Here is a 13,240-nt window from a genome sequence, read left to right as displayed (position 1 = left end):
GCTTGCTTTTCTAAAACCCGCAAATCCTATAAATAGATTAATTTTCCCCTTCAATAACCTTTGCTTATAATCTCTCTCATAACTCAGCTGTTTTGAGTAAAAATTTGTATTTTTGACCAGTGTCTTCGCGAAAAATAAAACGTAGTGAAGTAAATCGAAGCCAGAATGCATTTTAAACATCCCGAAATTCTATACTTTCTGTTTTTGTTAATTGTTCCAATCTTGGTTCATTTATTTCAATTACGACGTTTTAAAACCTCTTTTTTCACCAATGTTCGTTTCCTGAAAGAACTTGCTATTCAGACCCGAAAGAGTTCTAAAATCAAGAAGCGATTGTTGCTGGCTACCCGCCTGCTATTGTTGACCTGTATCATTCTCGCTTTTGCCCAGCCTTTTTTTCAAGCCAAAGACAGCAAAAATGCCGCTAACGAAATGTACATCATTCTCGACAACTCGTTTAGTATGCAGGCCAAAGGCAAAAAAGGGGAATTACTAAAACGTGCCGTGCAGGAACTGCTGGAAAACACGCCCGAAAACACCTCTTTTTCATTGCTGACCAATACCGAAAACTACTGGAATACCGATATCAAATCATCCAAAAGTGCTTTACAAAACCTAAAGTACAGCGCTACTCCATTTGAGCTTCCATCGATAATGGCCAAGATCAAAGCGCACAAATCAGCGCATAAAAAAGATATTGTGGTTATCACTGATGCTGTTGGTTTAGCCGAAAAAGATGTAAAAAATATCGATACAGAAGAGAAACCCTATTTTATTATCCCTGAAGCTGAGCAAAAAAATAACATCGCCATAGACAGTGTTTTTATCAATCAAACCTTAGAGAACTTCTACGAAATAGGCGTTAGTTTATCTGCTTATGGTGAAGATTTCAAGCCTGTTTCGATGGCACTATACAATCAAAGCAAACTAATTGCTAAAACCATCATCAATTTTGATGCAAAGAAAAAGAAAATCAACTTTACCATTCCGAAAGAAGCTTTTCACGGTTATGTCGTTATTGAAGACAACGGATTAACCTACGACAACAAACTCTATTTCAGCATTCTAAAAACAAAGAAAACCAACATCATCAGCATTGGTGAACCTGAAAAAAGCAATTTCCTGTCCCGAATTTATACGGCAGCCGAATTCAACTACCACAACTATTCGATTAGCAGTCTGGATTACAATAGCCTGGACAAACAAAATACGATTATTTTAAATGAATTAGCCGAAGTTCCTCAGGCACTGCAAACCACTTTAAAGGCCTTTGTAGGTAAAGGAGGTAATTTAGTCGTGATCCCGTCTGAGAAAACGTCGATTTCAAATTTGAATTCCTTTTTAGCTAATTTCGGAAAAATTCAATTTACGACTCTTGAGAGCAAGGTGAAGTTAATCACCAAAATCAATTTTGATCATCCGTTATTCTCTGGTGTTTTCGAGAATAAAATCACGAATTTTCAATATCCAAAGACAAACAGTTCTTTCGGAATTTCAAGCCCTTATCCGGCCGTTTTATCATACGAAGATCAAAGTGTGTTTGTAACAGCCATTCAGAATCCAGTTTCCGGAATTACGGTTTTTTCAGCTCCTATCAATGCCACAAATTCAAACTTTCAGCAATCACCCTTAATTGTTCCTTTGTTTTATAAAATGGGGCAAAACAATCAGAAAACCGGGGTAAATGCTTTGATTATAGGCAGTAACCAACCCTATTTTGTAGATGTTTTATTGACCAAAGATGCTATTCTGGAAGTAAAAGGAAACGATGATTCTTTTATTCCAATCCAGCAGGTACTGAACAACAAAGTCAAACTTACTTTTAACGACTTCCCGGAAACAGCCGGTAATTATAGTGTTTTTGACAGAAAAGAATGGGTTGAAAATCTGAGTTTCAATTACAAAAGAAGCGAAAGCGATTTGAGTCAGGTAAACACAAATGTCGTTTCAGATTTTAAAACTGCCGATACCCTTTCCACCATTTTTAACACCTTACAAACTGAGCGTACAGACAGTCAAATTTGGAAATGGTTTGTTATCTTTGCACTGTTATTTTTAGCATTGGAAATAGCAATTATAAAATTTGTAAAGTAGTTTCTCAGCTTGTATGTCATTTCGACCTAAGGAGAAATCACACTAACTGAGAACGCACTTCACGGAATAATTGGATGCGATTTCTCCTTCGCCGAAATGGCAAGAAAGAATTTGTAAATAAAAAATAAATTACTCTACATATGAAAATAATCATCAGAAGCGCCAAAATTATCGATTCAAAAAGTCCGTTTCACAATCAGACTGTTGATCTTTTAATTGCAGATGGTTTAATTGAGAAAATAGGAACTTCAATTCTTGATATCGAGGACACAACCGAAGTAAAATTTGATAATTTACATCTTTCTCAAGGTTGGTTTGACAGCAGTGTTTCCTTCGGAGAACCAGGTTATGAAGACAGAGAAACGATCGCTAACGGATTAAAGGTCGCTGCAAAAAGCGGTTTTACAGCCGTTGCCCTGCAACCCAACTCCTACCCTGTTATTGACAATCAATCACAGGTAAATTTTGTAAAAAACAAAGCAGCCGGTTTTGCAACAGAACTTTCCCCAATTGGAGCTTTAACCAAAGCCAGCGAAGGAAAAGACATGGCAGAATTATTCGATATGAAGAAAGCGGGAGCCGTCGCTTTTGGAGATTACAACAAAAGCATCGACAATGCCAATCTTTTAAAAATTGCTTTGCAGTACGTACAGGATTTCGATGGTTTAGTGATCACTTACGCACAAGACCCTAACCTAAAAGGAAACGGAGTTGCCAATGAAGGAATCGTTTCAACCAGATTAGGTCTTAAAGGAATCCCTGCTCTGGCAGAAGAACTTCAGGTGGCAAGAAACTTATTTTTACTGGAATACACTGGTGGAAAATTACACATTCCGACCGTATCTACAGCAAAAACAGTAGCATTAATCAAAGAAGCAAAAGCAAAAGGTTTACAAGTAAGCTGTAGTGTTGCAGTGCATCATCTTGTACTGACCGATGAAAAACTGGAGGAATTTGATACCCGTTTTAAAGTCACACCACCACTTAGAAACGAAACGGACAGAACTGCTCTTTTAAATGCCGTTTTAGACGGGACAATTGACATGATAACTTCTGATCACAACCCAATCGATATCGAATTCAAGAAAATGGAATTTGATACGGCTAAAAACGGAACAATTGGTCTTGAAAGCGCTTTTGGTACTCTATTAACCGTTTTACCTTTAGAAACCGTAATTGAAAAGTTAACTTTAGGAAAATCTGTTTTCGGAATTCAAAACAATACTATTGCTGAAGGTTCAAAAGCCAACTTCACTTTCTTTAATCCGGAAGGAAAATCAACTTTTACAAAACAAAATATTCTCTCTAAATCCAAAAACTCGGCTTTTTTAGGAGCAGAAATCAAAGGAACTGTGTACGGAATATTAAATCAAAATAAACTTGTTACCTCTAAATAATTACAATGAACAATTCAATTGAAAAGGGAAAACCAATCGCAATCACCAGTTATATTTTGATTATTGGGGTATTAATTGCCATGTCGATGAATTCTGAAGACAAAAACAGCTTTGCTTCTTTCCACATCCGCCAGGCATTAGGACTTTCCCTGACCTTTATTTCATTCGGAGCCATCATCAGCAATTTTGACAGCTTCTTTATTACTTTCCCAATGTGGATCTGTATTTCGATTTTATGGACTTATGGCATTTTTACCGCTATACAGGGGCAAACAAAGCCAATTCCATTAGTGGGAGAACTTTTCCAAAAATGGTTTCAAAAAATTGGGTAATCTTTAAATTCCAAAACTCAAATTCCAAATTCCAAAAAAAAGTAATCCGTTAAAATCCGCGTTTTCGCTTTAGTAAATCTGTTTCATCAGCTTATTAATTTGGAATATGGACAATAAAAATTCTAATAAGTCGGCAATCAGTTTAAAAACTGAGACTGCGGCTGAAAACTAAAAAAATGAATCTATCTCTAGAATATAAAATACAAGCACCAAAAGTTATCTTAGACAAAAATCCTGTTTTACTTTTGTTACACGGATATGGCAGTAACGAAGCCGATTTATTTTCGTTTGCAACCGAACTTCCTGATCATTATTACATTATTTCGGCCAGAGCTCCTTACGACATACAATATGGCGCTTATGCTTGGTACGCCATTAATTTTGATGCCGATCAGAATAAATTTTCAGACAATGAACAGGCAAAAACTTCCCGTGATGTAATTGCTTCTTTCATTGATGAATTGGCTGCAAATTATCCTATTGATGCAAACAATGTAACTTTGGTTGGTTTCAGTCAGGGATCTATTTTAAGCTATGCCGTGGCGCTTTCGTATCCCGAAAAAGTACAACGCGTAGTGGCTATGAGTGGTTATTTCAACGAAGAAATCATCAAAGAAGGTTACGAAAAAAACAACTTTGCAAATCTAAAAATATTTGCCTCTCACGGAACTGTCGATCAGGTTATACCAGTTGAATGGGCTAGAAAAACTCCGGCAATTTTAGAAAATTTAAACATCCCGGTAACGTATAAAGAATACCCGGTTGGACATGGTGTTGCTCCGCAAAATTTCTTTGACTTTAAGAATTGGCTGACGCTCTAATTTATTGTATTAAATCTCAGCTCTTTTTCCGGAGTTGATAAAAAATAATACAAATCTTACAAATAAAATCGTTTTCCGAAAAAACATTTGTACTTTTAAAACCTTAGACCTCAAAGTCTAAATCATCACATACAAAAACAAAAGAATAAGCAAAAGTATCCACAAAAGGAAACTTTTGCTTATTTTTGTAAACGGAAAAATGAAATGGAAAAACTTTTTGAAATTCAGTTTCTTGAAGAAGCTTATTTCTTTTTGAAGAACCTGGAATCAAAACACTCGGAAAAAATCATTTACAACATTCGTAAAGCACAACTAAAAAATGATCCGGAGCTTTTCAAAAAACTAACCGATGATATTTGGGAACTTCGAACGCTTTATCAAGGAAACCACTATCGATTACTTGCTTTTTGGGATAAAACCAGTACAAAAAACACCTTAGTAATAGCAACACATGGATTTGTAAAGAAACAAAGTAAGGTTGCTCCCAAAGAAATTTTAAAAGCAAAAAAGATACAACTGAATTATTTTAAAGAGAAAGAGTAATCTAATTATACCGTAATGAAAACATATACATTAGAAGCAGTAACAGATGAGTTAGTTGGTGAAATAGGAACACCAAACAGAGATCAGTTTGAATATGACTTACAGCTGGATTTAATTGCCAATGCTATCAGACAAACTCGAAAAGAACGCAATTTAACTCAGGAAGATCTGGGTAAACTTATAGGAGTTCAAAAAGCACAAATTTCAAAATTAGAAAACAACACCGGAAATGTTACGATCGAAACGCTAATTAAAGTTTTTACCGCTTTAAAAGCTAAAGTTACCCTTCAGATAAAACTATAACAATATTCTACAGCAGTCAATCGTCTTCTATAGTTTAGTAAAAAATAAAATGTGAGATGTAAAATGATTGGTTTATCAGTTTTACATCTCACATCAAAAGCTATAAAAGCCTAAACGTTATTATTTATTCGCCTGTATAGATAATTTTATCCTTCTTTTTCAGGACATAACCTTTCCAGGGAATTAATTGATAATCACCCTTTACCCAAGGCTCTCCTTCAGATTTTCTTTCTAAAATGATTACGTCATCCTGAGTGTCCAGAAAAAGCTCTGCTTTATTTCCTTCAAAAACAACATAAGCCACAGTCGCGTATGTTTTTCCGTCTTCGGCATGAGCTAATTTTGTACCTTCTTCAAAAACACGAATACATTTATTTTTAAGAATAGACCAGGTATATCCCGCAGAACCTTTACAGCCATGAGCGTCAGAATCGCCTCCAACAACAACCGGTCTTACTTCCTCTTTATTTTCAGGAGTTTTATTTTCTTCAGCAATTTTCTTTCCACAAGAAAACGAAAGTCCTATTACAACCGCCAATAAAAAAATCTTTTTCATACGTCATTTTTTTAGTTAAAACTCTATAAAACAAAACAATACATTCTTATTTTTGATACAACCAGGTTTGGTTTACTTCAAAAGTAATACTTTCATCGTCATTAACAAAGTACTTTAATAAGACTTCTCCCCATAATTCTCCATTACTATAATCTGCAATGATCCATCTGTGGTTTAGAATTTTTACTTTATTGATAATAAATTTGTTTGGGCCAATTTTATCCTGCCCTGTATAAGGGTTCCCATTTGGGTTTGCATTTAAGTCCAATAATTTCTCTGTTACGAGCGGGATCAGTTTTTCATATAAAATTACTTTTCCTCCACTAGCACCGTTGTCAAAGTAATTTTGTGCATTTTCATTATGTTCTAAAGAGAAATAATCCGCTTCAGCCAGTTTTGTGGATACCAGACTAATACTATCTCTAAGTTTCTTTGTAGTTTTCTCATATCTTTCCTTTTCAAATTTTACTTCACTGCTGTAAAACATATAAGTAAAAACATTCATTAATATCGCCAGGATAAAAAGGTAAAGCATTAAGGATTTTTTCATTTTTGTAGTATAATTAAATTGTAATTTCTAAATTGTCATAGGCCAGAAAAACATTTTCCGGCAATTGTTTTTGCACTTCTTCGTGAAAGCCCAAAACGTGGCTGATATGTGTTAAATAAGCGACTTCAGGTTTCACCAGCTCAATAAAATCAAGTGCTTCCTGCAAATTAAAGTGCGTATCGTGCGGCTCTACGCGCAGCGCATTGACCACCAGTACTTTTAAGTTCTTCAGCTTTTCAACTTCGGCTTTATCAATCGTTTTCACATCCGTCAAATAAGCAAAATCATCAATGCGGTATCCAAAAACCTGCAAATCACCATGCATGACATTAATTGGAATTGCTGTTTTGTCGCCAACTGCAAAAGGCACGTTATTGACTACTTCGATCGTTTTAACGCTGGGTGCTCCCGGATATTTGTTTACTGTTTCAAAAACATAATCAAAACGACGTTTTAAGTTGTCGATTACACGCTGATGTGCATACACGGGAATTTCACCCTGTCTGAAATTATACGGACGAATATCATCCAGACCGGCTGTATGATCGGCATGTTCATGTGTAAATAAGATTGCATCGAGTTTTCGGCAGCCGCAGGAAAGCATTTGCTGTCTGAAATCAGGTCCACAATCAATCACGTACGAATGCTCGCCCCATGTAATCCAGATGGACACACGAAGTCTTTTATCCTTAGCATCAGTGCTTTTACAAACTGGATGATCCACTCCGATTATCGGAATGCCCTGAGAAGTACCAGTACCTAAAAAATATACCTTCAATTGAACTTAATTTTTTTACAAAAATAGGATTATTTCTCTTTCATTAGAAGCCTAATTTACTAACTTTGTAACAAATCTATTTAAAATAAAATGGGTACAGAAATAAAACTCAAAGGTGACAAGGTCATCGAACAGATCCCTTCTATAAAAGACAAAGCGTTACGCATTAATTTAAACGAGAATATTTACGGAACATTTGCTGAAATTGGTGCCGGGCAGGAAACAGTAAGACATTTTTTCAGATCCGGAGGTTCATCGGGAACAATTGCAAAAGCAATGTCTGCCTATGACAAAGATTTTAGCGATGCCGTTTATGGAGTTGAAAGTGATGGTCGCTATGTAACCGAAGAACGGTTAAAAAAAATGCTTACGCTTGAAGGACAAATCATCGAAGAACGATTAAGCAGAGAAAAACATCCAACAAAGCTTTTCTTTAGTTACGCCAACACTGTTGCTACCATAGATTTTGCTAAACAATTTAAAGGCCATGGCTGGGTAGGAATCCGCTACCAAATTGAACCGGACGAAGCATACAACGAAATTATTCTACACATTCGTTTTAAAGAAACCGACGCCAGACTACAGCAGGAAACACTTGGAATTTTAGGGGTAAACCTAATTTACGGTGCTTTTTACAAATACAACGATCCAAAACGATTACTTCGTTATTTATACGATCACTTAGACAAAGACCAACTTGAAATCGATACGATTAACTTCTCAGGACCACGTTTTGCAGATGTTGACAATCGTTTGATGAGTTTGCAACTGGTTAAAAACGGAATGACAGATGCCGTAATGTTTAATCCGGAAGGAAAAAACATTTTGCCGGCAGCGATCTTATACAAAAAGAACCTTCTTGCCTTAAGAGGAAGTTTCCGCCCTGTTACAAAAGTAAACATGGACATGTACGAGAAATCTCTTAAAATGTTCCTTGAAGAAAATAAGGTCGAAAAAGACAATACACTGGTGATTTTCGAGATCACGCTTTCGAACTTACGTTCAGACGGTGAAATTGACGAGCGTGACTTTATGGACAGAGCCGAATTGCTTTGCTCTCTGGGTCAGACTGTAATGATTTCGAACTTTCAGGAGTATTATAAGGTAGTAGAATATTTCGCCAATTATACCAAAGCCCGTATGGGATTGGCAATGGGTGTAAACAATTTAGTCGATATTTTTGACGAGAAATATTACCGTCATTTAAGCGGTGGAATCCTGGAAGCCTTCGGAAAATTGTTCTACAGAGATATGAAAGTTTTCTTGTATCCGATGTTAGACGAAAATGGCGTTCTAATGAATTCAAACAACTTAAAAGTACATCCAAGAATGAAAGAATTGTACAAATTCTTTAAATTCAATGGAAAAGTAATTGATATCGCCGATTATGATCCACATAATTTAGAAGTTTTCTCCGTGAGGTTCTAAAAATGATCAATCAGGGAAAAACAGGCTGGGAACACATGCTTCCAACCGGTATTGCCGAAATCATCAAAGAACACCATCTTTTTGGATACCATCCGCAAAAAGAACTGGAGCAAAATACATAGCAAAAAAAATCCCCAACAAGAATGTTTTTCTTTTGGGGATTTTTTTTTAGTTTACAGTCGCGGTCTCAGTCTCAGTTACTACACTGCCAACTAAAAACTGCCACTGAATACCGAGACTGAGACTAAATACTGAGACTAACCTTACTTCAAAATCTGCGCAGCGTGTTCTTTCGTCTTCACCTGAGCAATCACTTCTTCGATAATTCCGTTTTCGTCTATAACAAAAGTAGTTCTGTGGATTCCGTCGTACTCTCTTCCCATAAACTTTTTAGGTCCCCAAACTCCAAATGCATTGATTACTGATTTGTCTTCATCTGCCAATAGCGGAAAAGGAAATTCATATTTATCCTTGAATTTCAACTGTGCTTTCTGACTGTCGGCACTTACCCCTAAAAGCTCATAATTGTTCGCTTTAAAACGCTCAAAATTATCTCTTAAATCACAAGCTTCAGCGGTACATCCTGGCGTGCTTGCCTTTGGATAAAAGAAAACGACCAGTTTTTTTCCAGCGTAATCGGCCAGTTTATGTGTCTTACCATCCTGATCTGTTCCTGAGAAATTTGGTGCTTTATCGCCTTTTTGTAATGTTACCATTTATTTAGATATTTAGATTGTTAGACTTTCTTAGTCTTCTTAGACTTGCTTAGACTTCTTAGACTTACTTAGATTGTTAGATTATTTAGATTACAACTTAGAAATAATTCATTCCCCAGAATGAAACATTCCCATTTCACATCTCACAATTCACATTTTACAATGTACATTATACAATTCACAATTAAAATAATACTATTTTTACGGGATTAAAATTACGGAAATGAATAAAGAAGCTCGCGTTACATTTGTTATAAATACGTTAAAAGAACTCTACCCTACTATACCTGTACCTTTAGATCACAAAGACCCGTACACCTTGTTAATTGCAGTTTTACTTTCGGCACAATGTACTGATGTTCGCGTGAACCAGATTACCCCTTTACTTTTTGCAAAAGCCGATAATCCGTATGACATGATTAAAATGTCGGTTGAAGAAATTAAAGAAATCATCCGTCCTTGCGGTTTGTCTCCAATGAAATCTAAAGGAATTCATGGATTATCACATATTTTAATTGACAAGCACAACGGTGAAGTACCTCAGAGTTTTGAGGCTTTGGAAGCCTTACCGGCAGTTGGACATAAAACGGCAAGTGTAGTGATGTCGCAGGCCTTTGGTGTCCCTGCTTTTCCGGTCGACACACACATTCACCGATTGATGTACAGATGGAATCTTTCGAACGGGAAAAACGTAACACAAACTGAAAAAGATGCCAAAAGATTATTTCCAAGAGAATTATGGAATGATTTACACCTGCAGATTATTTGGTACGGACGCGAATATTCGCCCGCCAGAGGATGGAGCCTCGAAAAAGATATTATTACGCGGACTGTTGGTAAAAAATCTTTATTAGAAGAAGCTGCCAAAAAGTAATTTTAGCAGCTCCTCTATATAATTTTACAGTTTGCTTTTCAGCGCATTGTATTCTTTTGTCATATTCAGTGTTCTGTAAATACCCAGAAGTGATTTTGCTGCACCTTCATTTTTGGGTTCGATCGCCAATGCTTTTTGAAGATAAGGGATCGCACTTTTTACCACTTCATCTTTCTGTGCTTCTAATTTATCATACTGCTTCATTTCACTGGCACTGGTCCCTAATGAAGACATCTGGTCCTGAATTTCTTTTCTGAACTGCACTTTTACATAAGCAAGATTAATGTAACAGGTCATACAATTTTGATTGATTTTCAATCCTTCTTCATAGTATTTTTCAGCATTGCGAAAATCATTTCTCTCTAAATACGAATAGGCCAAAGAAACCAGAATCTCTTCTTTTCTTGAAGGCGGATTTACATTTCTTGGCTTTTCATAAAAACCTTCATTGATACTTGACTCTCTGGCACTCATCGAAACAAAAACTTCTTCTTGTTTTGTTTTTTTATTAGTGGCATAAAAAAGCATTCCTTTTCCGGAATAATTAACCTTTTTAAGCTCTTCAAAGTATTTAATGGCAGCCGTATAATCTTTACCGGCTAAGGAAGAAGAAGCTGCATTGAACAGGTTCAAAGTATCTTTTTTATCAAACAAATACACTTCGTAACTCTTATCGGCACTTTCTTTGAATTTCTCTGCTTTATAGTCATTGTATGCGCCGTCAACCAATTTGGATTTCATTTCTTTTAAAGCCAAATTCGCTTTAAAAGCATACTTATAATTACGCGACTCATTCTCATACAACAATACGTCCTGATATGCCGCCAATGCCTGAGTAAAATTACTTGCAGCATCTATATTTTTGGCAGCCAGATCCTTATAAATATTTCCTTTGGTAAAAAAATATTCGGTCTTTACCTCGTCCGGTGCATTTAACATGAGATAGTCTATTTTTTTTAAAACGGCTAAAGCTTCCTGGTTTTTTCCTTTAGCATAATAAGACTGCGCTGATTTTAATTCTTCTTTTTGAGCAAATGCTCCAATACTTACCATTAGTAACAACGATAACATCTTAAGATTCTTTTTCATTTTTGGTTTGGTTTAGTTGTTTAATAGATTTTAGGGTAATCTCATGAGCTACACGATGGCAAAAATTCAAAAGGAAACAGCAAAAATCACTATTGAATCCCTTTGAGCATCAAGCGATAACTCACCATTCTTACTATTTTTTACAAAATACTAAGAGGAACAACAAACAAAACAAAGTTTGGGTAGTTTTTCTTCATAAATTATCCGGTTTTGGTTAGACATTTTAAAGCGGCATTCCTGAATGAGCTTTTCTATATATTGAAAGGTTTTTAATACACAAATCGTTAATATAGAGCAAATTCATTACACAAAAGTTCGCTTTTTAACTAAAATAAAGCTAAATATAAAATAAATAAATGAAATTCAAACAAAATATAGAAATTTAACAAATTGCCCTCCAAAAATTCAAAGACAACTTACTCCATACCACATAGAAGCTTACGAAAATTTCAGGGTCTTAAAAACGCTAATCCGCTCACACCCATAAACAAAAAAAACTCACTACCCGCATTTTCATGCAAATAGTGAGCTTTTAACCAGAACGACCATCTGGTTTTTCTTTCGAAATAAACATCCGACAAATGGAGTGGGCTGTTTAATTAGCTATAATTTCAAAACTTTTATCTTCAATTTTCACAACAGTTAATGCTTGTGAATAATTCAATAAAAAAGAAATGACTTCTTTTTTAGGTTTTAAATCTTTAGAAGCTAATGCCTTTTTAGAGTAAATTTTCGCCATACCGTCAAAACGTTTTTATTATAGTATAACGAAGCAATACCTGAATTAGTATTAGTTGGTTAAAATAATTTGATGTTTATCAATAATTTTTCTCAAATTCATCAAAGCATAACGCATTCTTCCCAATGCCGTATTGATACTGACATCTGTAAGTTCAGAAATTTCTTTAAAACTCATGTCCTGATACATACGCATTACCAGCACTTCTTTTTGATCCTCAGGCAGCTCTTCAATTATTCTTTTTAAGTCAACTTCAACCTGATCAAAAATCAATTTATTTTCGATGGTTAAAGAATCATCCGACATGACCGAAAATATAGAAAACTCTTCAGTTTCCCGGTACATCGGCATTTTTTTGGTTTTACGAAAGTGATCCACAATCAGATTGTGAGAAATACGCATTACCCAAGGCAGGAATTTACCTTCTTCGTTATAGGAATTACTTTTTAAGGTTTTGATCACCTTAATAAAAGTGTCTTGAAAAATATCATTTGAAATATCTCTATCCGCAATCTTTGAATATATAAATCCATATATCTTAGACTCGTGCCTTTTAATTAATGTCGCAAGAGCATTTTCGTTGCCCTCGACATAATTTTTTACCAATAGAGCGTCAGGAATATGCACATCAGCCATAATACTACTTTTTTAGTTTCTATTTAAAATTTGGAGTAATTTTATAAAAAGTAGTTTTTTTGTATAGGCGTGGCTTTTGGGTTATGTAGTTATGTTAATATTTTGACCAAATTTAACAAATTAATATTTTAAAAAGCAAACAAAAGGAAGAATAATTAACAATAAATCGTTAATTTTTGCAGTACACACTTTTTTTTGCTTCATCCCCAGTAAAAAAGATCCAAAATCGCCACTGTTTTAACACAAAAAATCAGATACAAACCACTAAAAAACAACACCTTAACCCCTATACTAGCTGCTATTTTAATTTTACAAAGAAAACTTCCTTCCCTATTTTTTTTATCTATTACAGTTGTATTCTTTTCACTCAGATTTGACCCTTTT

At 35.2% G+C, this 13,240-nt stretch carries 14 protein-coding genes and 1 pseudogene; 8 read left to right on the top strand and 7 right to left on the bottom strand.

Features of this window, described 5'->3' with window-relative positions; translation table 11 throughout:
• Positions 1-165: 165 nt before the first annotated feature.
• From OLM61_RS14930 to OLM61_RS14905, 6 genes are all read left to right on the top strand, one after another.
• Positions 166-2,094, top strand: a complete 1,929-nt coding sequence (locus tag OLM61_RS14930; protein ID WP_264523429.1) for a vWA domain-containing protein — start codon at positions 166-168, stop codon at positions 2,092-2,094.
• A 140-nt stretch (positions 2,095-2,234) separates the two neighbouring features.
• Positions 2,235-3,491 carry a dihydroorotase gene (locus OLM61_RS14925; protein WP_264523428.1) on the top strand — a complete coding sequence of 419 codons (1,257 nt, stop codon included), beginning with the start codon at positions 2,235-2,237 and terminating at the stop codon, positions 3,489-3,491.
• Positions 3,492-3,496: 5 nt separating this feature from the next.
• Complete coding sequence (locus OLM61_RS14920; protein WP_017498824.1) at positions 3,497-3,823, top strand: membrane protein; 327 nt, start codon at positions 3,497-3,499, stop codon at positions 3,821-3,823.
• Positions 3,824-3,999: 176 nt separating this feature from the next.
• On the top strand, positions 4,000-4,644 hold the full coding sequence (locus tag OLM61_RS14915; RefSeq protein WP_264523427.1) for an alpha/beta hydrolase: 645 nt from the start codon (positions 4,000-4,002) through the stop codon (positions 4,642-4,644).
• 204 nt (positions 4,645-4,848) lie between these two features.
• Positions 4,849-5,187 carry a type II toxin-antitoxin system RelE/ParE family toxin gene (locus OLM61_RS14910; RefSeq protein WP_264523426.1) on the top strand — a complete coding sequence of 113 codons (339 nt, stop codon included), beginning with the start codon at positions 4,849-4,851 and terminating at the stop codon, positions 5,185-5,187.
• 15 nt (positions 5,188-5,202) lie between these two features.
• A complete protein-coding gene (locus OLM61_RS14905) occupies positions 5,203-5,490 on the top strand; it encodes a helix-turn-helix domain-containing protein (protein WP_264523425.1) in 288 nt (95 codons plus the stop codon).
• A gap of 124 nt (positions 5,491-5,614) precedes the next feature.
• On the opposite strand, the gene OLM61_RS14900 is transcribed toward OLM61_RS14905, so the two are convergent.
• The 3 genes from OLM61_RS14900 to OLM61_RS14890 are packed head-to-tail and all read right to left on the bottom strand — an operon-like array spanning position 5,615 to position 7,374.
• On the bottom strand, positions 5,615-6,046 hold the full coding sequence (locus OLM61_RS14900; RefSeq protein WP_264523424.1) for a hypothetical protein: 432 nt from the start codon (positions 6,044-6,046) through the stop codon (positions 5,615-5,617).
• Between the two features lie 46 nt (positions 6,047-6,092).
• The gene (locus tag OLM61_RS14895) at positions 6,093-6,596 is read right to left on the bottom strand and encodes a hypothetical protein (protein ID WP_263360397.1); all 504 of its coding nucleotides are present in this window, start codon (positions 6,594-6,596) and stop codon (positions 6,093-6,095) included.
• Between the two features lie 13 nt (positions 6,597-6,609).
• Positions 6,610-7,374, bottom strand: coding sequence for an MBL fold metallo-hydrolase (locus OLM61_RS14890; protein WP_264523423.1), 765 nt, complete (start codon positions 7,372-7,374; stop codon positions 6,610-6,612).
• Positions 7,375-7,464: 90 nt separating this feature from the next.
• Between OLM61_RS14890 and OLM61_RS14885 the strand changes: the two are divergent.
• A pseudogene (locus OLM61_RS14885) lies at positions 7,465-8,924 on the top strand (TonB-dependent receptor).
• Between the two features lie 141 nt (positions 8,925-9,065).
• Here OLM61_RS14885 and bcp read toward each other — a convergent pair.
• Positions 9,066-9,518 (bottom strand): thioredoxin-dependent thiol peroxidase, encoded by a 453-nt coding sequence (gene bcp, locus OLM61_RS14880; RefSeq protein WP_264523422.1) that lies wholly within the window; start codon positions 9,516-9,518, stop codon positions 9,066-9,068.
• 223 nt (positions 9,519-9,741) lie between these two features.
• Between bcp and OLM61_RS14875 the strand changes: the two genes are divergently transcribed.
• Positions 9,742-10,392: an endonuclease III domain-containing protein gene (locus OLM61_RS14875; protein WP_264523421.1), complete on the top strand. Its 651-nt coding sequence runs from the start codon at positions 9,742-9,744 to the stop codon at positions 10,390-10,392.
• 24 nt (positions 10,393-10,416) lie between these two features.
• Here the strand turns inward: OLM61_RS14875 and OLM61_RS14870 are convergent, their stop codons facing one another.
• From OLM61_RS14870 to OLM61_RS14860, 3 genes are all read right to left on the bottom strand, one after another.
• On the bottom strand, positions 10,417-11,481 hold the full coding sequence (locus OLM61_RS14870; RefSeq protein WP_264523420.1) for a hypothetical protein: 1,065 nt from the start codon (positions 11,479-11,481) through the stop codon (positions 10,417-10,419).
• 595 nt (positions 11,482-12,076) lie between these two features.
• A complete protein-coding gene (locus OLM61_RS14865) occupies positions 12,077-12,220 on the bottom strand; it encodes a hypothetical protein (protein ID WP_264523419.1) in 144 nt (47 codons plus the stop codon).
• Positions 12,221-12,271: 51 nt separating this feature from the next.
• A complete protein-coding gene (locus tag OLM61_RS14860) occupies positions 12,272-12,856 on the bottom strand; it encodes an RNA polymerase sigma factor (RefSeq protein WP_264523418.1) in 585 nt (194 codons plus the stop codon).
• Positions 12,857-13,240: the final 384 nt, after the last annotated feature.

This window comes from Flavobacterium sp. N502536 (assembly GCF_025947345.1).
Taxonomy (GTDB): domain Bacteria; phylum Bacteroidota; class Bacteroidia; order Flavobacteriales; family Flavobacteriaceae; genus Flavobacterium.
This window is presented reverse-complemented; position numbering and strand designations above follow the sequence as displayed.

Bases quoted from the DNA above. Each gene is read 5' to 3' on its own strand.
- OLM61_RS14860 (WP_264523418.1), bottom strand. From the start codon at position 12,856: ATGGCTGATGTGCATATTCCTGACGCTCTATTGGTAAAAAATTATGTC.
- OLM61_RS14910 (WP_264523426.1), top strand. From the start codon at position 4,849: ATGGAAAAACTTTTTGAAATTCAGTTTCTTGAAGAAGCTTATTTCTTT.
- OLM61_RS14920 (WP_017498824.1), top strand. From the start codon at position 3,497: ATGAACAATTCAATTGAAAAGGGAAAACCAATCGCAATCACCAGTTAT.
- OLM61_RS14900 (WP_264523424.1), bottom strand. From the start codon at position 6,046: ATGAAAAAGATTTTTTTATTGGCGGTTGTAATAGGACTTTCGTTTTCT.
- OLM61_RS14915 (WP_264523427.1), top strand. From the start codon at position 4,000: ATGAATCTATCTCTAGAATATAAAATACAAGCACCAAAAGTTATCTTA.
- OLM61_RS14875 (WP_264523421.1), top strand. From the start codon at position 9,742: ATGAATAAAGAAGCTCGCGTTACATTTGTTATAAATACGTTAAAAGAA.
- OLM61_RS14905 (WP_264523425.1), top strand. From the start codon at position 5,203: ATGAAAACATATACATTAGAAGCAGTAACAGATGAGTTAGTTGGTGAA.
- OLM61_RS14930 (WP_264523429.1), top strand. From the start codon at position 166: ATGCATTTTAAACATCCCGAAATTCTATACTTTCTGTTTTTGTTAATT.
- OLM61_RS14895 (WP_263360397.1), bottom strand. From the start codon at position 6,596: ATGAAAAAATCCTTAATGCTTTACCTTTTTATCCTGGCGATATTAATG.
- OLM61_RS14870 (WP_264523420.1), bottom strand. From the start codon at position 11,481: ATGAAAAAGAATCTTAAGATGTTATCGTTGTTACTAATGGTAAGTATT.
- bcp (WP_264523422.1), bottom strand. From the start codon at position 9,518: ATGGTAACATTACAAAAAGGCGATAAAGCACCAAATTTCTCAGGAACA.
- OLM61_RS14865 (WP_264523419.1), bottom strand. From the start codon at position 12,220: ATGGCGAAAATTTACTCTAAAAAGGCATTAGCTTCTAAAGATTTAAAA.
- OLM61_RS14925 (WP_264523428.1), top strand. From the start codon at position 2,235: ATGAAAATAATCATCAGAAGCGCCAAAATTATCGATTCAAAAAGTCCG.